The 20,062-nt window shown below is 73.8% G+C and carries 19 protein-coding genes; 1 reads left to right on the top strand and 18 read right to left on the bottom strand.

The window, feature by feature from the left end:
• Positions 1-24 precede the first annotated feature (24 nt).
• From HL663_RS14770 to HL663_RS14845, 16 genes are all read right to left on the bottom strand, one after another.
• A complete protein-coding gene (locus HL663_RS14770; RefSeq protein WP_173029073.1) occupies positions 25-870 on the bottom strand; it encodes an LLM class flavin-dependent oxidoreductase in 846 nt (281 codons plus the stop codon).
• 43 nt (positions 871-913) lie between these two features.
• On the bottom strand, positions 914-1,960 hold the full coding sequence (locus HL663_RS14775) for a D-2-hydroxyacid dehydrogenase (protein ID WP_173029074.1): 1,047 nt from the start codon (positions 1,958-1,960) through the stop codon (positions 914-916).
• Between the two features lie 56 nt (positions 1,961-2,016).
• Positions 2,017-2,985 carry a Gfo/Idh/MocA family protein gene (locus tag HL663_RS14780; protein WP_173029075.1) on the bottom strand — a complete coding sequence of 323 codons (969 nt, stop codon included), beginning with the start codon at positions 2,983-2,985 and terminating at the stop codon, positions 2,017-2,019.
• On the bottom strand, positions 2,982-3,641 hold the full coding sequence (locus HL663_RS14785) for a GntR family transcriptional regulator (protein WP_173029076.1): 660 nt from the start codon (positions 3,639-3,641) through the stop codon (positions 2,982-2,984). Before HL663_RS14785 ends, HL663_RS14780 begins: the two co-directional genes overlap by 4 nt.
• Positions 3,638-4,513: a DUF4438 family protein gene (locus HL663_RS14790; protein WP_173029077.1), complete on the bottom strand. Its 876-nt coding sequence runs from the start codon at positions 4,511-4,513 to the stop codon at positions 3,638-3,640. Before HL663_RS14790 ends, HL663_RS14785 begins: the two co-directional genes overlap by 4 nt.
• Positions 4,510-5,376, bottom strand: coding sequence for a DUF4438 family protein (locus HL663_RS14795; RefSeq protein ID WP_173029078.1), 867 nt, complete (start codon positions 5,374-5,376; stop codon positions 4,510-4,512). The genes HL663_RS14790 and HL663_RS14795 overlap by 4 nt, the downstream gene beginning before the upstream one ends.
• A complete protein-coding gene (locus HL663_RS14800) occupies positions 5,373-6,773 on the bottom strand; it encodes a TldD/PmbA family protein (protein WP_173029079.1) in 1,401 nt (466 codons plus the stop codon). Before HL663_RS14800 ends, HL663_RS14795 begins: the two co-directional genes overlap by 4 nt.
• Complete coding sequence (locus HL663_RS14805; RefSeq protein ID WP_173029080.1) at positions 6,770-8,281, bottom strand: TldD/PmbA family protein; 1,512 nt, start codon at positions 8,279-8,281, stop codon at positions 6,770-6,772. The genes HL663_RS14800 and HL663_RS14805 overlap by 4 nt, the downstream gene beginning before the upstream one ends.
• A complete protein-coding gene (locus HL663_RS14810) occupies positions 8,278-9,402 on the bottom strand; it encodes a Gfo/Idh/MocA family oxidoreductase (RefSeq protein WP_173029081.1) in 1,125 nt (374 codons plus the stop codon). The genes HL663_RS14805 and HL663_RS14810 overlap by 4 nt, the downstream gene beginning before the upstream one ends.
• On the bottom strand, positions 9,399-10,439 hold the full coding sequence (locus HL663_RS14815) for an ABC transporter ATP-binding protein (protein ID WP_173029082.1): 1,041 nt from the start codon (positions 10,437-10,439) through the stop codon (positions 9,399-9,401). Before HL663_RS14815 ends, HL663_RS14810 begins: the two co-directional genes overlap by 4 nt.
• A 41-nt stretch (positions 10,440-10,480) precedes the next feature.
• A complete protein-coding gene (locus HL663_RS14820; protein WP_173029083.1) occupies positions 10,481-11,371 on the bottom strand; it encodes an ABC transporter permease in 891 nt (296 codons plus the stop codon).
• On the bottom strand, positions 11,368-12,276 hold the full coding sequence (locus HL663_RS14825; protein WP_173029084.1) for an ABC transporter permease: 909 nt from the start codon (positions 12,274-12,276) through the stop codon (positions 11,368-11,370). Before HL663_RS14825 ends, HL663_RS14820 begins: the two co-directional genes overlap by 4 nt.
• Before the next feature lie 48 nt (positions 12,277-12,324).
• Positions 12,325-13,929, bottom strand: a complete 1,605-nt coding sequence (locus HL663_RS14830; RefSeq protein ID WP_173029085.1) for an ABC transporter substrate-binding protein — start codon at positions 13,927-13,929, stop codon at positions 12,325-12,327.
• A 38-nt stretch (positions 13,930-13,967) separates the two neighbouring features.
• Positions 13,968-15,026 carry an ABC transporter ATP-binding protein gene (locus HL663_RS14835; protein ID WP_173029086.1) on the bottom strand — a complete coding sequence of 353 codons (1,059 nt, stop codon included), beginning with the start codon at positions 15,024-15,026 and terminating at the stop codon, positions 13,968-13,970.
• A gap of 307 nt (positions 15,027-15,333) precedes the next feature.
• Positions 15,334-15,747: a Rid family detoxifying hydrolase gene (locus HL663_RS14840; protein WP_173029087.1), complete on the bottom strand. Its 414-nt coding sequence runs from the start codon at positions 15,745-15,747 to the stop codon at positions 15,334-15,336.
• Positions 15,744-17,006 carry a pyridoxal phosphate-dependent aminotransferase gene (locus HL663_RS14845; protein WP_173029088.1) on the bottom strand — a complete coding sequence of 421 codons (1,263 nt, stop codon included), beginning with the start codon at positions 17,004-17,006 and terminating at the stop codon, positions 15,744-15,746. Before HL663_RS14845 ends, HL663_RS14840 begins: the two co-directional genes overlap by 4 nt.
• Before the next feature lie 291 nt (positions 17,007-17,297).
• On the opposite strand from HL663_RS14845, the gene HL663_RS14850 reads away from it, so the two are divergent.
• A complete protein-coding gene (locus HL663_RS14850; RefSeq protein WP_173029089.1) occupies positions 17,298-18,122 on the top strand; it encodes an SDR family NAD(P)-dependent oxidoreductase in 825 nt (274 codons plus the stop codon).
• A gap of 69 nt (positions 18,123-18,191) precedes the next feature.
• On the opposite strand, the gene HL663_RS14855 is transcribed toward HL663_RS14850, so the two are convergent.
• Both HL663_RS14855 and HL663_RS14860 read right to left on the bottom strand, forming a co-directional pair.
• The gene (locus HL663_RS14855) at positions 18,192-19,124 is read right to left on the bottom strand and encodes an alpha/beta hydrolase (RefSeq protein ID WP_216842581.1); all 933 of its coding nucleotides are present in this window, start codon (positions 19,122-19,124) and stop codon (positions 18,192-18,194) included.
• A gap of 170 nt (positions 19,125-19,294) precedes the next feature.
• Positions 19,295-20,020, bottom strand: a complete 726-nt coding sequence (locus HL663_RS14860; RefSeq protein WP_173029090.1) for a DinB family protein — start codon at positions 20,018-20,020, stop codon at positions 19,295-19,297.
• Positions 20,021-20,062: the final 42 nt, after the last annotated feature.

Consider the following 20,062-nt stretch of genomic DNA (forward strand, 5'->3'; position numbering starts at 1 on the left):
CGTGGCCGGTCCGGACGGACGCCGCTAGACCCCCTTCTCGATCCGGGCGACGAGCTCGTCGTGCCACCCGGGTTCCGGCTTGGCGGTCTCGATCCACCAGGTGGCGCCCGCCTCGACGTAGTCCGGCAGCTCGCCCGCCAGGGAGCGCGGGTCCTCGGCGACCTCCGCCCACACGGCCAGCTCGAAGTCGCGGTCCCCGCCGTCGCGGTGCGTCCGGGCGAGGTCGCGCACCCACCGGATCTGCTCCACCGACGGTCGGGCGAGGCGTCCGTCGGCCCACGTGATCGGGACGGCGCCGTCCCAGCGCATCGCGCGCATCATCGGCCGGCGTCGCGGCAGGGTGCCCCCCACCCAGACCGGGATGCGCGGTCGCTGGACCGGGGTGGGGGTGAAGCGCACGTCCGTGACCGTGTAGTGCGGGCCCTCGTGGGAGAAGGGCTCGCCGCTCCACAGTCCCTGGAGGACCTCGAGCCCCTCGTCGAGCATCTCGGCCCGCACGACCGCGTCGGCCTCGTCGCCGAGGAGCTCGAAGTCGCCGCGCGCCGGCGACCCGATGCCGACGCCGAGCACGAGGCGTCCGCCGCTGATGAGGTCGAGCGTCGTCGTCTGCCGCGCGAGGACGGAGGGCCGTCGCCGGGACACGGGCGTGATCATCGTGCCGATCGTGATCCGCTCGGTGCGCTCCGCGACGAGCGCGAGGACCAGCCACGGGTCCTGGACGTCCGGCCCGCGACCGTCGTTCGCGAACACGACGTGGTCCCAGAGGAAGAAGCCGTCGAAGCCCGCCTCCTCGGCGAGGACCCCGAGCCGGACGAGCTCCTCGGGGGTGCGGGCGAAGTTGGGGGCCGCCAGACCCCGGCGCAGGCTCACGAGCGCGCACCGAGGGCGTCGGGGCGGGGCGGTGACGGGCGCATCAGTACCCCCGGTCCGCGTGGTAGCGGTTGACGAGCGGTCGGCCGTCGCGCAGCCGTCGGAAGTTCTCGACGAAGAGGTCGACGAGGACCTCGTTCTCCGTGGCCGCGGTGGAGGCGGAGTGGGGAGAGACGAGGACGGTGTCCATGTCCCAGAGCGGTGACTCGGCCGGGAGGGGCTCGACCTCGAAGACGTCGAGCGCGGCGCCGCCGAGCCGACCCGAGCGCAGCCCCTCGGTGAGCGCGGCCTCGTCGACGACCTGGCCGCGGGCGACGTTGACGACGATCGCGCCGGCGGGCAGCGCGGCGACCCGGCCGGCGTCGATCATGCCGTCGGTCTCGTCGGTGAGCGGGATCGCAAGGACGAGCACGTCGGACGTGGGCAGGACCTCGTCGAGCCGCGCCGTCGTCACCACCTGCGTCCCCGGCGGCACCTCGTAGGTGCTCCCCTCGCGCCCGACACCGGTGACCCGCATCCCGAGCGCGGTGAACGTCTCGACGACCTGGCGCCCGATCGAGCCCAGGCCCACGACGGTGGCCCGCCGGCCGGCCAGCTGCCCGCTGACGTGCCGCTCCCAGCGCCGCTCGCCCTGGTGTGCCTTGAGGCGCGGGACGTCCTTGACGAAGTGCAGCACGCCGGCCAGCGCGAACTCGGCCAGCATCCGGGCGTGGGTGCCGGCCGCCGTCGTCAGCACGACCTCTCCCCCGTCCAGCCCGTACCGCTTGACGAAGCCGCCGATGCCCGCGCTCGTCGCCTGCACCCAGACGAGCCGGGGCGCGTTGGCCCACATCTGCTCCGGTGCGCGCCAGTCGAAGTCGAAGGCGACGTCCGCACGGGCCAGGAGGTCGAGCCAGCGCTGCTCCTCGTCGGCCGAGAGCTCGGGGCGCACTCCCCCGTGGTCGTTGCCGTACCTCGGTGTCGGGAGCAGCGCCGGGTCGTAGAGCACCTCGACGGACAGCTCCGTGGCGATCCTCTCGACCAGCCCGGGCTCGAGGTAGGTCGAGACGAGCACCGTGGGCTCGTCGGGGAGCGCGGTCGGACGCGGCATGAGGGGTCTCCTGTGGTCGGGCGGAGGAGCCGGGTCGACGGCTCCGGGGTGTGGTGTCAGGGCGCCGGGACGGCGGACTGCGCGAGCCGGAGGGCGCGCGCCACCGGCAGCGCGGAGGTCGCGGCGGTGTGGGCCGGCTCCTCCTCGCCGGCCAGCGCGGCGGCGACGTGCCGCAGCGCCGCGCTGAACGAGCGGGCGTCCCGGGTGGGGCTCTCGACGACGGGCTCGGACCCCGCCCGCCGCACCTCCAGCGTCGCACCGGGCGTCGGGTGGTACGGGTTGTCGAGCCGCAGCGACCCCTCCGTGCCGAGGAGGACGGTCGTGGTGTCGTGGCTGCGCCGGAACCCGCACGTGAGCAGCAGCCGGCGGTCGTCGGGGTAGGTCAGCACGGCCGAGGCGTCGACCTCGACCTCGTCGCCCTGCACGGCGACGACCGTGGCCGACCCGGCGGGCGCCGCGAAGAGCTCGTGCGCCAGGCGCATCGGGTAGCAGCCGACGTCGGCGAGCGCGCCGCCCCCCATCGCCCGGGAGAGGCGGATGTTGCCCGGTGCGCCGACCTCGAAGTGGAAGGAGCCGACGATCTCGCGCAGCTCGCCGATCGCGCCGTCGGCGAGGAGCTCGACGACACGGCGGTGCTGCGCCTGGAACGGGAAGACGAAGGCCTCCCACAACGGCTGCTCGGCGGTCGCGGCGACGGCCAGCACCTGCTCGACCTCGCCGGGGTCCAGGCAGAGCGGCTTCTCGCAGAGCACCGCCTTGCCGGCGCGCAGCGCGGCCGTGGCCCACTCCGCGTGCAGCGGGTTGGGCAGCGGGACGTAGACCGCGTCGACCTTGGGGTCCTCGATCACCGCCGCGTACCCCTGCGCGGAGCGCTCGACGCCGTGTGCGCGGGCGAACTCCGCCGCGGCGTCCCCGTCGCGTCCCGCGACGAGCACGGCGCGCTGGCCGGTCTCGCGGACCGCTGGGAGGAACTGCGCGCGAGCGATGTTGGCGGTGCCGAGCACCCCCCACCGGAGGGCGCTCACCCGGCGTCCGGAGCGGCCGGGCGGCCGTGGTCGGTGTTGACGTAGTGGTCGAACAGGGCCCGGTCGACCTCGCGGGCGGTGCCTCCGACGAGGGCGTCCCGCACCACCTCGTGCCGCCCGCGGACCTCGGCGAGGTTGATGTGCTGACGGTCGATGGAGGAGCGCATGAGCGCGCCCATCTGGCCGTCCAGACCCGCCCACAGTTCGCAGGCGCGCCGCCGTCCGGAGGCCTGCACGATGAGGCGGTGGAAGTGGCCGTCCGCGGCGACGATCGCCTCCACGTCGTGGGCGCGGGCCGCCGCGTCCATCTCGTCGAGGGCGGCGGCCATCGGCTCGGCGAGGGTGCGGCGCACCCGGACCGGGATGGTCCGGGCGACACCGGCCTCGAGGACGTAGCGCGCGAAGCAGACGTCGTCCGCGTCCTCGGCGCTCATCCGCGTCACCTCGCTGTGCCGCCGCGGGGTGATCTTGACCAGGCCCTCGCCCGCGAGGCGGCGCATCGCCTCGCGGATGGTCGCCCGGCTGACGCCGAGGTCGCTCGCCAGGGACGCCTCGATGAGCCGTGCGCCGCTGGGGATCTCGTTGTTGAGGATCCGGCGTCGCAGGACACGGTGCACGGACTCCGGCAGGGACGAGTGCTCCAGCATGTCGCTCATCGTGCCCTGCGCCCCGCGCCGGTCGCCACCGGCCGGGCGGCCAGGGAGTCCCAGGTCAGGGGTGTCGGACCGGTGCGGTCCTCGGTCAGCTCGAAGGCGGTCGAGGGCCCGGTGAGGACCGGGGTGATGCCGGGCCCGTGGCCCGGCTGCGGGCTGTCGCCGTGGACGAGCACCCCCACCGTCGTCCAGCCGCGGCGGAAGCCGATGTTGTGGCGGACGTCGAGGTCGGTGACGGCCACGAGGTCGCCGAAGCGCAGGACGGCGAGGTCCGGGTCGCCCGCCGGGAAGGCGAGGTCGACGTCCCACTGGTGCGCGGGCCGCCCGACGCCGTTGCCGGCCAGGCGTCCCGGGACGACGACCCGGACGGTGAGCCCGATCGTGCTGGGGCCCACCGCGATCCCGAGGGCGTCCGTCATCCCGGGGTCGAGGTTGAGCAGCTGGACCCCGTCCGGCGCCCCCGTCAGGACGGCTCCCTGGCCGTGCGCGCGCACGCTCACCCCGTCGCCGGGCCGGAGCACCGCGAGGGCTTCGTCGGGCAAGGTGACGAGGACGCGACCGTGCTCGCCGCGCTTGCCGAGCACCCACCCCCGCGCGCCGGCGGCTGCCCCGTCACGCACCGTCACGGGGTTGCCGATGCAGGCGTACGTGGTGAGGCCGAGCGACGCGGCGGGGTCGGGGTGGGCCAGCGTCGCGCCGGGGGCGACGTGGTCGCCGTCCACACCGTCGAGGGCGTCGCCGAGGTGGACGCCGAGGACCACCCCGCCGTCGCCGACGGGCACGTACGGTCGCCCGTCACGGTCGACGCGGTAGGGCGTGGGGCCGACGGTCGGGCTCTCGACGGTGCCCGCGAGGTTCATCGCGACGGGGATCATGCTTCCTCCGGGACGTAGGACTGCAGGTTGGCGGACGGGTCGTCGACGACGACGAAGGCCTCCGCGGGGCCGCTGAAGAGCGTGCTGGGACCGGGCCCGTGGCCGAAGAGCGCGCACTGCCCGGTCGAGATCGTCCCGACGGTCAGCCACCCGGGCCGGTAGCCCCGACCCCAGGTGTGGTCCTGGTCCTCCAGCACGACGAGGTCGCCGATGCGCAGGCCCTCCAGGCCCAGGGAGAAGTCCTCGGACAGCCCGGCGTAGGCCCCCATGAGGTCGGTGTTCGCGAACTCCGAGAACATCCCTCCGCCCGCTCCTGCGGCCTCGGCCGGCACCCGGGCGGCCACGTGCACCTCGAGCCGCCCGTCGGGGCGGGTCCCGCCGGGCATCCGGGCGAGGACCTCGGGCGACAGGTTCTTGACGGCGACCTGCGGGTGGTCGCCGAGCGCCAGCCCCTGGCCGCGGGCGCGGACCCGCACGTGGTCGCCCACGGTCGTGCCCTCGAGGACCTCGTCGGGGGCGTCGACGAGCACGTACGCGTGCTGCCCGATGACCGTCCCGGTCCGGCCGGCGGACTCGCCGGAGACGATCGTCACCGTGTTGCCCACGCAGGTGAGGTACTGGAGGGCGTAGTTGGCGGAGGGGTCGCGGTGGCGCACCGACAGCCCCGGCTCGAGGTGGTCCGCGCGCAGGCCCGTGGCGGGGTCGCCGAGGTGTGTCCCGAGGGTGACCGCCCCCATCCCCGGCAGCACGAACGGCGAGCCGTCCGCGTCGACCCGGTAGGCGTGCCGGTCGGCCGTCGCCGGCCACACCTCTCCCGACAGCACCTGGGTCACCAGGCGGTCGGCGTTGCTCGAGACCTTCATCGTGCTCCTCCGAACCGGAAGCCCCGGACCCGGACGGCCGGGGCGCTGACGCACCCGTTCCAGACGTTCATCAACGGCTGGGCGAGCACGTCGGGGCCGATGCCGTCGACGCGCCCGAGGGCACCGAACACCGACTCCGAGAACCGGGCCGGCGAGACCGGCTGGGTCAGCCGGCCGTCCTCGACGAGGAAGCACGCGTCGCGGCTGCCGCCGGTCAACGTCGTGGTCTCGGGGTCGATGACGTTGAGGTACCAGAGCCTCTGGACGTACAGGCCGCGCTCGACGCCCGCGACGAGGTCCTCGTCGCTCCCCGCCGCCATCGTGATGCTCGCCGGGACGGCGTGCGGCGTCTCCTCCCGCGCGATGTGCGCGTGGCCGGTGGGCGGGAGACCGGACCGGGCGGCGCTCGCGAGGTCGGTGACGGCCCCCGCGACGCGACCCCGGTCCAGCAGGGGGACGCGCACCGAGGCCGTGCCCTCGAGGTCGAACGGGAACGGCAGGCCCCGTCGGGCGGTGGGGTCGTCGGCCACGTCGACCTCCGGCACCACCACCTGCTGTCCGCGCCGTCGCGCCACGGCGCCGACCCCGTCCGCGACGGCCTCGCCGGTGAAGCCGAACGCGGCGATCCGCTCCAGCAGACCGCCGGTGGCCAGCGGTCCGAGCACGACGTCGTACGTGCCGTCGGGCAGGTCGATGCGACCCTTCGCCGCGTCGGCCTCGCGCACCGTGCGCGCCGTGGCCGCCTCCAGGTCGAGGACGGCGAGGGAGCGGTCGACGTCGGTCCAGTGCGAGGTTCCGTCCGCGACCTTCACGGTGAGGCTCCCGTGGGCCTCGGTCGCCCGGGCGTAGCGCTCCACGCCCTCCCCGGTCACCACGGCGAGCTCCGTCGCGGCGTGGTGGACCATGCCGTAGGCGGCGCCCCCGGCCCGCACCGCCGCGTCCATCGTGCGACGGGCGGCGGCGGTCCGGGCTGCGGTGTCCCAGTGGGCGCTCTCGTCGACCCAGAGCGAGGCATCGGCGTCGTCGCCGGCCACGGCGGGGGCCGCCGGCCCGACCGGCAGCGATCCGAAGGCCGCCGCGAGGGCCCGGGCGCGGTCCGCGGCCCGTCCCCCGACGGCGGCGGCCGCGGTGAGGTCGGTCGTCGCGACGCGCGAGGCCCGCCCGTCGGACTCCGCCCGGACCATGAGGGTCCACTCGCGGATGTCCTGCGGCTGGTGGACGCGGTCGACGGCGAAGCGGGTGTACCCGGAGCGCCGGCCGGTGAGGAAGGCGCTCGCGCGGTCGGCGCCCGCGGCCAGCGCCGCGGCCACGGCGGCGTGGCACGCCTCCAGCGCCCGGTCGCGGCCGACGGCCACCTCGAGGGGCTGCCCGGGGGCGATCCGGTCGACGGTGCTCACCCCATCACCCCGATCCGCACTCCGCGCACGAGCGTCGGCGACGACCCGTGGCCGAGGAAGCCCCACTGCTTGGGTTCGCCCTTGCCACAGGGCATCCCGAACGCCCGGAACTCCTCGGGGCCGGCCACGGCCTCGACGGAGCCCCAGAACTGCGGCGTCGTCCCCCCGTAGGAGAAGCCCCGCAGGAGGCGGCCGCGGCGGCCGCCCCGGACCTCCCAGGCCACCTCGGTGCCGAACTGGAAGGCCATCCGCCGGTCGTCGATGGACCAGCTGCTGTTGTCGTCCACGTAGTAGCCGTCTCCCATCCGCTCGAGCAGCTCCGGCAGGCTCCCGCGGCCGGGCTCGAGGTAGACGTTGGTCGCGAAGGGGACGGGCAGGTAGGCCCAGCCGTCCGAGCGGGCCGCGCCGGAGGTCGTGCGTGCGGCCCGCGCGGCCGACTCCCGGCTGGAGAGGGCCTCCCGCAGGACGCCCTCCTCGATGAGGGTGCGGCGCACCGCGGGTGTGCCCTCGTCGTCCCACGCGAAGGTGCCGCGCGTGCCGGGGGCCGTCGGGTCGGAGACGATCGTCACCGCGGGCGACCCGTAGCGCAGCGAGCCCACGTCGGACGGCTGGACCCAGGAGGCGCCCGCGAAGTTCGTCTCGTCGCCGAGGATCCGGTCGAGCTCGATGGCGTGCCCGACGGACTCGTGGATCTGCAGGGCCATCTGGGCGGGGCCGATGACGAGGTCCGCCGTGCCGGACGGTGCCTGCGGCGCCGTGAGCAGCCGGGTCGCCTCCTCGCCGACCCGGGCGGCCTCCGTCGGGAGGGAGAGGCCCAGCACGTACTCCCAGCCTCCGGCCGCGGTGTTGCCGTGGAAGGAGTTGGGGTAGCTGCGCCGCTGCACGCCGGACTCGTCCGCCGCGACCGCCTGGAGGACGGCCCCCGACTCCACGAGGTGCTGGTGCTGGCGCGAGCCCTCGCTGTCGGCGTAGTGCCGGTGCTGGCGCTTGGCGTTGAGCCCGGCGGTCACGGCGCGGACGGCCTGCGGGGCGGACGCGGCGCGCACGACCTCCTGGAGCAGGGCGTGACGCTCCTCGTCGGGCACGGCGAAGGGGTCGACCTCGACCGGGACCTCCCACCGACCGCTCGACGACTCCCGCGCGGGGAGCTCGGTCCGGGCCAGCCCGGCGCCGGCGAGGGCCGAGCGCACGGCCTGCTCGGCGGCCTCGCGGGGCGCCCGGTCGGACGAGCCGGGTCCGGCGAGCGCGACCGCGGCGAAGCCCCAGGCGCCGTCGACGAGGACGCGCACCCCGATGCCCGCCGTGTGCTCACGGCGCTCGTCGAGCCCGCCCGCGCGGGAGGTGTAGAGACGCAGCTCCTCGGCCTCCACGAGCCGCGCGTCGGCGAAGGTCACGCCGCGGGCCTCGGTCGCGGCGAGCGCCTCGTCGAGCAGCCCGCACGCGCGAGCGTCGTCGGCCAGGTCGCCCCAGGCGTGCGCCGTCGGCGCCGTGCCTCCGGGGCGGCTCATGCGTCGGTCAGCGGGAAGTCGACCCAGGCGCGCCGCCGGAAGGACGCCTCGAACGCGTTGATGGTCTCCTGGACCAGCGCGCCCTGGCGGAAGTCGCCCTGGTTCTCCGGGCCGCCCTCGAGGATCTCCGTCGCGAAGTTGCGGACGAGGTTGGAGTAGAAGAGGAAGGGCCACGGCTCGAGCGAGGACCCGCCCTCGGGGAAGAAGCGCTCGGGGATCTCCATCTCCTTGAACTCCACCGAGCCCTTGGTCGCACCCCTGAGGGTCTGGCAGATGCCCTCCTCCTCGACGAGCCGCACGACGAGCGCACCCTCCGAGCCGTAGATGCGCACCTCGATGCCCGGGAAGTTCCCGACCGTGACGAACGAGGACTGCACCGACGCGAGACCGCCACCGGCGAACTCGGCGATGAACATGTCGCCGTCGTCGATGTTCATCCGGGTCATGGCACCGGTGTCGCGGACGACGCGCTCCGGGACGAAGTTGCGCATCGTCCCGACGACGGACTCCAGGGCGGTGCCCATCCACCAGTGCATGATGTCGATGACCGGTGCGCCGTAGCCCTCGATCGAGGCGACCTGCAGGAAGTCGGGGTCGGTCGCGTCGCTCTGCTGGCGCAGCGGCGTCTGCGGGTCCAGCCACTGGCTGTTCTGCTCGTAGGCGTTGAGCATGTACGGGGTGCCGACCCAGCCGTCCCGGATCAGCTCGGCGGCGTACATCACGGCCGGTGCGTACCGGAAGGTGAAGCCCAGCTTGGTCTTCAGGCCCTTGCTCTTCGCGAGGTCGGCCGCCCGGACCACCTCTCGGTAGTCGTGGTTGACCGGCTTCTCGCACAGCACGTGCTTGCCGGCCTCGAGCGCGGCCATCGTCACCTCGAAGTGGGCGGCGTCGCCGGTGACGACGTCGATGACGTCGATGTCCGGGTCCTCGACGAGCTCCCGGTAGTCGGTGGTCGTCCGGGCGACGTGGAACTCGGCGCCGGCGCGGGCCAGCGAGTCGGCGTCGACGTCCGACAGCCCGACCACCTCGCAGCGCGGGTCGCGCTGCCAGCCCGGGATGTGCGAGCGGACGGCCCATCGGCCCGTGCCGACGACACCGATGCGAAGGGGCTGAGCGGTCATGACGGGGTCTCCTGGTGGGTTGAGGGGGTGGGAAGGTTCTCGGCGCTCGCCCGACGGCAGCGGCTGGTGTGCGCCGGGCCGACGTCGAGCAGCGCGGTGCGCCACTCGTCGCAGGCCGGCTCACGCAGCTCGCAGCGGGGGGCGAAGCGGCAGGTGGGTCCGAGGCCGACGAGCTGCGGGGGGCTGCCGGGGATGACCCGCAGCTCCTGGTCGCGGGGGACGGCTCCGGGCAGGGCCCCGAGCAGGGCCCGGGTGTAGGGGTGGCGGGGCGACGCGAGCAGCGTCGCGGTGTCGGCGAGCTCGACGACCTGCCCGGCGTACATCACCGCGACCCGGTCGCAGACCTGGGAGACGACCGACAGGTCGTGGCTCACGAGGACCAGGCTCGTCCCGAGGTCGCGCTGGAGGGAGAGCAGCAGCGCGAGGATCTGGTCCTGGATGAGGACGTCGAGGGCGGTGGTCGGCTCGTCGGCCACGATGAGGTCGGGCCGCTGGGCGAGGGCGATCGCGATGACCGTGCGCTGGAGCATCCCCCCGCTGAACTGGTGGGGGTAGTCGCGCAGGCGGGTCTCGGGCGCGGGCAGGCCCACCTGGTGCAGCAGCTCGAGCACGCGGGCCTCCCCCGCCGCGCCGGTCGGCCCGCCGGAGGCCGCCACCGCCTCGGCCACCTGGTCGCCGATCCGGCGCACCGGGTTGAGCGAGGTCATCGGGTTCTGCGGGATCATCGCCACGCGACGGCCCCACATGGCCCGCAGCCGGCGCGGGGGCAGCGAGAGGATGTCGTCGACGTCGTGCGCCGGGTAGGCGACCGTGCCGCTGATGCGTGCCTGCGGGGTCGGGCGCAGGCCGAGCAGCGCCCGGCAGGTGACGCTCTTGCCCGAGCCGGTCTCCCCGACCACGCCGAGGACCTCGCCCTGGCGCAGCCGAAGGTCGACGCCGTCGGCGGCCATGACGTCGCCGGACTCGGTGGGGATCGCGACCCGCAGGTCGCGCACGTCGAGCAGCAGGGCGCCGGGCGGGGGCTCGTGCGAGGTCATCGGGGTCTCCCGGGTCGGTGACGGGTGGCGGCCGGTCGTGCTCACTGCTTGGCCCGGAACAGGTCGGCGAGGCCGTCCCCGAGGAGGCTGAAGGCCACCCCGAGGAGCACGAGGGCCAGCCCCGGGATGAGCGAGAGCTGCCAGTTCGACAGCACGTACGCCTGGCCGCCCGAGATCATCGAGCCCCACTCGGGCGTCGGCTGGGGGATGCCGATGCCGAGGAAGCCCAGCGAGGCGCCGAGGAGCACGTTGCCGACGGCGTCGACCATCGCGAAGACGGTGACGAAGGGCAGGACGCTCGGGAGCACGTGCCGCACGAGCACCCGGCGCCGCGAGTAGCCGAGGCACCCGGCCGCGACGACGTAGCCGTACCGGCTCGCGGACAGGGTCTGCCCGTGGGCGATCCGGGCGTAGCCGACCCAGCTGGCGATCCACAGGGCGATGAACATGTTGCGCAGGCTCGGCCCGAGCGCGGCGACGATCGCGATGACGAGGACGATGAAGGGGAAGGCGAAGAAGAGGTCGACGATGCGCATGACGACGGAGTCGACCCATCCCCCGGCGTAGGCGCTGGCCATCCCGATGGCCGTGCCGACGACCAGCGTCACCGAGGTGGCCCCGAAGGCGATGGCGAGGTCGTAGCGGCCGCCGTAGAGCAGGCGGGCCCAGAGGTCCCGGCCGAACTCGTCGGTGCCGAGCAGGTGCCCACCGGTGCCGGGCGTCACGAGCACGGCGAGCGCGTCGATGTCGGTCGGCGAGTACGAGGTGAAGAGCGGTGCGCCGAGGCACAGGACGGAGATGACGGCGAGCATCCCCAGGCCCAGGTAGAGGGCCGGACGGCCGCGGAGCCCGCGGGGCAGCGGGAGCGCGAACCGGCGTCCGCGGCGGGCCACGGGGTCGGTGCCGATGGCGGTGGGGTCGATGACGGTCATCGCTGCACCCCCACGGTGAGCCGGGGGTCGAGGAGGCCGTGGACCACGTCCGTGAACAGGTTGACCACGACGACGAAGACCGCGAGGACGAGCGCCACGGCCTGGACGACCGGGTAGTCACGGGTCGAGACGGCCCCCACGAGGAGGCTGCCCAGGCCCGGCACGGAGAAGACGTTCTCCACGACCACCGTCCCGCCGACGAGGAACGCCAGGTTGATGCCGAAGACGACGGCGACGGGGCCGATCGCGTTGCGCAGGACGTGGCGCAGGAGGATCTGGCCCTCGGAGATGCCCTTGAGCCGCGCGATGGTCACGAAGTCCGACTCCAGGATGGTGATGGTGCTGGCCCGCAGCGAGCGGACGAGCACGGTGGACAGCGGGATCGCGAGCGTCAGGGCCGGGAGCACGAGGTGCCCCAGGTGGCTGAGGAAGCCCGTCCCGTAGCCGCCGATCGGCGCCCACCCGAGCTTGAGGCCGAAGACGAGGATGAGCAGGATGCCGACGAGGAAGGCCGGCAGCGCGAACCCGAGGGTGAAGAAGATGCGGGTGGCCTGGTCGACGACCCCTCCCCGACGGACCGCGGCCCAGATGCCCAGCGGGATGCTCAGCGCGGCGCAGAACGCCGCCGTGAGGCCCACGAGCAGGAGCGAGGCCCCGGTCCGGTCGAGGAGGAGCTCGCCGACCGGGCGGTGGTACTGGTAGGACTCGCCGAAGGAGCCGGACGCCGCCCCCTTGAGGAAGAGCCAGTACTGCGAGAGCAGCGGCTGGTCCAGCCCGAGGCTGCGGCGGATGCCCGCGGCGGCCTCGGGGGTGTAGCGGTTGCCGAGGATCTGCTGGGCAGGGTCGCCGGGAACCAGACGCAGGAGCAGGAAGCTCACGAGCGTGATCCCGAACAGGACCGGCACCAGGTTCGCCACCCTCGACCAGCGCAGGTTCACCGACGACCCCATGGCTCAGTGCTCCTCGACCGTGAGGGTCAGCAGCGAGTCGTTGTAGTTGCCGAGCGGCGACACCTTGAACCCCTTGACCCACGTGCCGCTGGCGTACCGGAACGGGGCGTAGGCGAGCGGGACGAAGGGCACCTGGTCGGCGATCGCCGTCTGGATCTGGGCGTAGAGCGCGGCCCGCTTGGTCTCGTCGGTCTCCGAGCGCGCCTCGTTGACCAGCGCGCTGACCGCCTCGTCCTTCCAGTAGCTGTTGAAGGCGTTGGCCCCGCCGTCGCCGTCGGCGCCGAAGGTCGCGACCTCGTCGGGGTCGATGATGTCGTTGGTCCAGTAGCGCATGCCCATGCCGTTGGTGCCCGGGCGCTGCTTGTCGTAGGCCGTCGAGAGCTCGAAGGACTGGATGTCGACGGTGATCCCGATCTTCGCGAGGTCGTCCTTGATGACGACGGCCTGCGCCTGGCCGGCGGCGTCGGCGCTCACCGCGATGAGCGGGATCGTGAAGCCGTCGGGGTAGCCGGCCTCGGCGAGGAGCTGCTTGGCCCCCGCCAGGTCCTGCTTCGGCTCGACGGCGGACTGGTCCCAGAAGAGCATCTGGTACGGGAAGAACGTCGTGGCGACCTTCGCGTTGCCTTGGTAGGCGAGCGTGTTCATCCGGCCGAGGTCGAGGGCGGCCTTGATGGCCTGGCGCACCTTGACGTTGTCGAGCGGCTTGGTCTTGAGCGGCAGGGACACGAAGTCGACCCGCGTCGAGTCGAAGAGGTCGACGCGCAGCCTCGGGTTCGCCTCGATCTGCTTGAGGACGTTGCCCGCGGGGTTCTCGATGACGTCGACCTCGCCGCCCTGGAGCTGCAGGAGACGGGTGTTGTCGTCGGTGACGATGCTGATCTCGACCGTCTTCAGCTTGGGCTTGGGACCCCAGTAGTTGTCGTTGCGGGTGAGGACCACGCTGCTCTGCGGCGACAGGCTCGTCACCTTGAAGGGACCCGCCCCGTACGGCGTCTTGTTGAAGAAGTCCTTGTCGGCCTCGACCGCCTTCTGCGGCAGCACCGCGTAGGCGTACATCGCGAGGTCGGCCAGCAGCGGCGCGTGCGGCTTGGACAGGGTGATGGTGAGCGTGCGGTCGTCCGTCGCCGTGATGTCGGTGACGGGCGTGATGAGGAAGCCCCAGGCGCTGTCCTCGCCGTCGCGGGCCCGCTCGATGGACCACTTGGCGTCCTGGGCGGTGACCGGGGTGCCGTCCGCGAACTTGACGCCGTCGCGCAGGTGGAACGTGTAGGTCAGCTTGTCCTCGCTGATGTCCCACTTGTCGGCGAGGTCGGGGACGATCTCCTTGCCCGAGGGGTCGGTCTGGACGAGGCGGGCGTAGAGGTTCTGGTCCATCCAGATCGACTCGTTGGCCGAGGCCTGGATGGGGTCGAGCGTGTCGACCGCCACGGCGTTGGCCAGCTTGAGCGTGTCGACGGCGCTGGAGGCGGCGGGCGCGTCGTCCGAGGTCTGCTCCGCACCTCCGCCACAGGCGCTGAGCGTCACCGCGAGCGTGAGGAGCCCGCCGAGGGTCGCGGTGCTGCGTACCCGGCGGGTACGGCGCATGGACGAGCTGGTCGAGGACTTCATGTGCTTCTCCTGGGGAGGTGGGGTTGACCTGCGGGTGTTCACGGAGCTGCCGTGGGGTTCGCCTCGGGCGGCGCCGGCCGGTGCCGGCCGTCCGTCGGCGGGAGGGGGGCGGGGGCCGGGCCGTCGTGCAGGTGGCACGCGGTCTGCTGGCCCTCGCCCGTGGTCGTCAGACGCGGGCGGGTGGTGCGGCAGACCTCCATGACGAACGGGCACCGGGTGTGGAAGGTGCAGCCCGGAGGCGGCGAGGCGGGGTCTGGCAGCTCGCCGGCGACGACGCTCGAGGTCGACCGGCTGCGGCCGAGCGACGGGGCGGCGGCGAGCAGGGCCTGCGTGTAGGGGTGCTTCGGCGCGGCGAACAGGGCGTCGGCGGGCCCCCTCTCGACGACGCGGCCGAGGTAGAGGACCACGACCTCGTCCGCGATGCGTTCCAGGACGGCGAGGTCGTGGGTGATGAAGACGTACGCCAGGCCGAGCTCCCGCTGGAGGCGCTGGAAGAGGTTGAGCACCTGCGCCTGGACGGACACGTCGAGGGCGGAGACGGGCTCGTCGGCCACGATGAGCCGCGGCTCGGCGGCCAGGGCCCGCGCGATGCTGACCCGCTGACGCCCACCGCCCGACAGCTGCCCGGGCTTGCGCTCGGCCCACTCGGCGGGGAACCCGACCTGCTCCAGCAGCTCACCGACCCGCTCGCGCCGGGCGTCGCGCGACGTCATGCCGCCGACCGTGAGGACCTCGTCGATCGCGCTCCCGATCGTCAGGTACGGGTTGAGCGAGGTGTACGGGTCCTGGAGCACGACCTGGATGTCACGACGCCGGCGCCGGCCGGCGTCCGCCCCGGGGCCCGTGGCGGGCACGCCGTCCACGAGGACCTGCCCGGCGTCGGCCCGCTCGAGCTGGAGCAGGAGCCGCCCCAGCGTGCTCTTGCCCGAGCCGGTCTCCCCGACGATGCCGAGGGTGCGACCGCGCTCCACCGACAGGTCGACCTCGTCGACCGCACGCAGGGTGCGCGGGGCCTGGCGCCGGAGCCACTGGCGGGCCGAGCGCGGCAGCGCGTAGTGCCGCGACAGCCCGCGGGCCTCGAGCAGCGGTGCGCTCACGACGCACCCCCGCCGACGCGCGGCGACGCCGCTGCGGTCCGGGGCCTCACCGAGGCGCGGGCTTCGGTCACCTGTGCAGCAGACATGGAACCTCCGGGGCCGTCGACCACGATTGTCGTTTGTCGACAATTCACCATGACGGGCGTGGCTCCCCCTGTCAATGCCCTCTCGGCGGGCGAGCACGGACGCTCTGCGGGGCCGGTCGAAACGGTGCTGTATCGCGAGTCCGTCATCCGCACAGTCGTTTTCGCGACGGTCAGGTGGCTGCCTCGCCCGGTGCGGCGAGCCTCGCTCGCCCCCCGGGCCGTCATCGCGTCCCCAGGTGGAGGATGGCGTCCATCTCCACCTTGACCTCGCGCAGGCCGGCCACGACGGTGGTCCGCGCCGGCGGAGCCTCGGGGAAGAACTCCGCGTAGGCGCGGTTGAACTCCGCGAAGTCCGCACCGTCGGCCAGGTAGGCGGTGACCTTGACGCACCGGTCGAGGCTCGCGCCCGCGGCCGCCGCCACCGCGGCGAGGTTCTCCAGCGTGCGCACCGTCTCCGCGTGCACGTCCCGGGGGACGTACGACCCGTCGGGCTCGCGGGGCACCTGGCCCGAGACGAAGAGGAGGTCCCCGGCGCGGACGGCCTGGGAGTAGGGCCCGGCCGGCCTCGGGGCCCGGTCGGTCCGCACGACCGTGGTGGGTGCGAGCCCGCCCGGCCCGTGGTCGGAGCCGGTCATGTCGACGACCCCTGGGACGCCGGGACGTGCTCGTCGTGCGTGGTGCCCGACGCGCTCGTGAGGGCGGCCGTCATGCGGTCCAGCGCCTCCCACCATCCCTGCTCCTCCCGGGCGTAGCAGATGCGGAAGCGCCCGATGCCCGACGGCCCGAACTGGTACCCGGGGCTGACGACGACGCCGGCCTCCTGCTGCAGGAGGCGCGCGACCTCGACGTCGGACAGCCCGAGCTCGGAGACGTCGGCCCACAGGTAGGCGGTCCCCCGCCCCGGGCTGACCCGCAGCCCCGGCACCGCGCGCAGCCGCGCGACGGTCTCGTCGCGCAGGGCCCGCAGCTCGTCCACCCGGCGCGCGACGAACTCGACGTCGTCGACGAGCCACCGCGAGAGCACGTGCTGCGCGTAGGCCGGCGCCCGCAGGCACATCATCGCGAGGGCCTGCTCGATGGCGTCGACCACCGGTGCGTCCGCGACGACCATGCCGACACGGAACCCGCTGAGCGACTCGGTCTTCGACCCCCCGAGGAGGGTGACCGTGCGCTCGAACATGCCGGGCTCCGCCGCGAGGTGGGAGTACCCGCCGTCGTAGACCAGCCGGCAGTACAGCTCGTCGATGAGCACCCGGAAGTCCCCGGCGCACGCGATGCGGCCGATGCGGGCGACCGTCTCGCTGCTGAAGACCGTCCCCGTCGGGTTGTTGGGGTTGGAGGTGACGTAGAGGGCGATGCCCCGGGCGCTCCACTCCTCCAGCCGGTCGAGGTCCGGCTGGAGCCCGTCCTCGGTCTCGACGAAGGGCAGCCGCAGGACCTCGGCGCCGAGGAAGCGGAGCATCCGCTCGACGAAGAGGTACTCGGGGTCGGCGAGCACGACCAGGTCGCCCTCGTCGACGAGCGCCGCGAGGACGGCGAACAGGCCGCTCTGGGTGCCGGCGGTGATGGCGAGGTGCCGAGAAGGGTCGAGGTCGACCCCCAGGAGCCGCGAGAGGGAGGGCGCGCACGCCCCGCGCACCTCGTCGCTGCCCCGGTAGGCGGTGTAGGCGGTCTCGCCGTCCGCGTAGGCCGACGAGAAGCTGTCCAGCGCCCACTCGGGCGGCGGGAAGCGCACGGTGTCGAAGTGGGTCGTGTCGAGGAGCCCGTCCCCTGCACCGTTGAGCCCGAGGGAGAGGTCGGCCTCGCGCACCGACGTCCCGAGGAGCGGCCGGCGCTCCGGGAGGTGGGTGCGGCGGAGTCGGTGCGACTCCGGCCCGTCAGGAAGGTGAGCCATCAACGGCCTCCGATCGAGAAGCGACTGGATCACCAAACCGGCTGTGGCACAACGTTCGTAGGTGATGGGGGCCAAGTATGTCCAGCCCGTCGACTGTCGACAAGCAACAGATTCTGGTGCTCACCCGGAAGGGGTTCTACCGGTTCGTGACAGTGCCGCTCGGCGTCCTCTCCGACCCCTTGACGAACTGTCGACAGTCGACCTAGCGTTCGCGGCGTCAGCGCCGGCGACCCCCGCCACGAGCCTGACCTCCCCCACGACGCACTCCCCCGAGGCCATCAGGAGCCGCTCATGAACGTGTCCTACGACTTCACCGGCCGCGTGGCCGTCGTCACGGGCGCCGCCCGCGGCGTGGGCCGCGACCTCGTCGCGCAGCTCGTCGCGGCGGGCGCGCACGTCGTCGCCGCCGACCGCGACGAGGAGGGCCTCGCCGAGACCTGCGCGCCGCACGGCGACCGCGCCCGACCGGTCGTCGCGGACATCCGGTCGGCCCAGGACGCGGAGCGCGTCGTCGCCGCGGCCCGAGACGGCTTCGGACGCCTCGACTTCTGCGTCAACAACGCCGCCGTCGCTCCTCACGCGAGCGTGCTCGACGAACGGGTCGAGGTGTGGGACACCGTCTTCGCGGTGAACTGCCGCGGCACGTTCCTCATGACCCAGGCCGCTGCCCGGGTCATGATCGCCCAGGGCGAGGGCGGGCGGATCATCAACTTCTCGTCGGGTGTCTCCAACCGCGGGTCGGCCGGTGCGGCGGCCTACGCGAGCAGCCGCGCCGCCACCGAGAGCTTCACGCGGGTGGCGGCCATCGAGCTGGCCCCGCACGACATCCTCGTCAACTGCGTGAGCCCCGGCCTCATCGACACCCAGCCCAAGCCGCTGCCGCCGTCGATGGCCTCCTCCCTGGCCTCGCGCATCCCCGCGCTGCCGCTCGCCCGGGCGGGCGAGCCGGCGGAGGTCGGCCACCTCGTCCTGTGGCTCTGCTCCGAGGGCGCGGCCTACGTGACGGGGTCGCTCTGTCACGTCGACGGCGGTGCGGGCATCGGCGGGCGCTGGAGCGGCGTCGTCGTCGACGAGGACGTGCGCTACGACTGGGTCACGGGGGCCGACCGCGGCTGACGCGCGGGACACGTGGTCGCGGCGCGAGCCGCCCGGGCGTGGGGCCACCCCCTGTCGGTGGCCCCACGCTCAGGTGGTGCGCAGGCCGCTGCCGATCGCCCCGACCCAGGTGTCCACGAAGGCGCGGCTGACGGTGGTCGGCAGCGCGTCGAAGGCGTGGAACGCGCCGGGGACGACCTCGAGCTCGGTCGGGACCCCGGCCTCCCGCAGCCGGCCGGCGAAGGCCATGTCCTCGTCGTGGAAGAGGTCCGCCGTGCCCACCCCGATCCACGTCGGCGGCAGCCCCGCCAGGTCCTGCGCCCGGGCGGGCGCGGCGTACGCCGGGACGTCCGGCGACCCCGGCGCGACGCCGAGGTAGGAGCCCCAGCCGAAGGCGTTGGCCCGGTTGTCCCACACCCGGCGCACGGCGGCCCCGGGGTCGGCGGTGGCTGCCGTGCGGTCGTCGAGCATCGGGTGGACGAGCACCTGCTTCGCGACGCTCACCTCCCCCCGGTCACGGGCGGCGAGGGTGACGCCGACCGCGAGGCCTCCCCCGGCGCTGGCCCCCGCGACGACGAGGGGCAGGTCCGCCAGCTCCGGCAGCGCGGCCAGCCATCGCAGGGCGGCGTAGCAGTCCTCGAGCGGCGTCGGGAACGGGTGCTCGGGCGCGAGCCGGTACCGCGGCGCCACGACCACGGCCTCCAGCTCGTCCGCGATGCGTCGGCAAGTGCGCGCGTCCTGCTGCGGCGAGCCGAGCACCATCCCGCCACCGTGCACCCACAGCACGCCGCCGCACGCGGTGCCCCGGGGACGGAAGACCAGCGCCTCGACCTCCCCGACCGACGCGGTGTAGGCGCCGGCGACCGGTCGGTGCGACGCGAACCGGCGGGAGAGCGCCAGGGACCTCGGGCCGAGCACCGCGGCCGACGGCAGGAGCCGCGCCGCCGTGCGGAGGTCCGGGTGGAAGTCGCTGGACGCCAGGCGCGCCCGCAGCCGGCCGGTCATCGTGCTCGTGGAGCTCATCCCAGCATCCTGCGCGACACCCTCCCCCACGACAAGGACCCGTCCGACGGCGGTTCACGCCGCGGGACCCAAGACCGGTCCCGCGTGAGACCGAGAGATGCGGCACGCCCCGCATGACGCTGAACGACACCCGTGCTGGGTTGGTCAGCGCGCCTGAGGCCTCATGGCCTTCAGGCCCTGGCGGCAGCGAGCACATCGAGGTCGCGGGTGGCGAAACGCAGATGCTCCCACTCCTCTTCGAGAATGACGTGCACGCACTGGCGCACCGTCTCGGTCCGAGCCGGGTCGTTGGGGTTGGGACACTCGGTGTCGAGCAGCTCGCTCGTGGCTGTCGCCAGAAGCGCGCGGACCTGGGCCTGGCGGTCGGCCCGCGCAGCCAGGACGGCGTCGTACGGCGGGGGCGGGCCGGCGTCGATGGCGGCGTGACTCAGTCCGAGAGCATGGGCCTTCCGACCGGACTGCAGCGCGCCCCCGGGCAGCCACTTGTCGGTCGCGAACACCAGGTGGCGAAGTGTCTGGGCGAAGGACCACTCGCCGGCCACCGACTCGTCGACGATGCCGGGGGGCATGGTGCCTGCACGCTCGACGGCGGAGGTCCAGGCGGCCTCGAGCGAGGTCCATGCGGTGCGAAGGCCGTCTGGTGACTCCGCCGCCTGGTGCTCGCGCCCGGGGAAGCGCTTGTCGAGCTCGGCTTCGACGTACGGCGTGATGTCGATGCCGTTGACGGTGACAGGCTCGCCGAACCGTAGCCACGGAGCGTCGATCTCCAGGCCGCTGATCTCGCAGCCGCGGATCACGGCGCGCGTCAGGTCGCACTCGACGAACCGGGCGCCGCGCAGGTCGGCGTCGACGTGAACCGTGCCGGACAGATCCTTGCCCTGGGTGGAGGAGGCCATGCGGAATCTCTACCAGTCGGACCTGGCGGCGCCAAGGGATCG

This window comes from Arthrobacter sp. NEB 688, from assembly GCF_013201035.1.
GTDB lineage: Bacteria > Actinomycetota > Actinomycetes > Actinomycetales > Dermatophilaceae > Phycicoccus.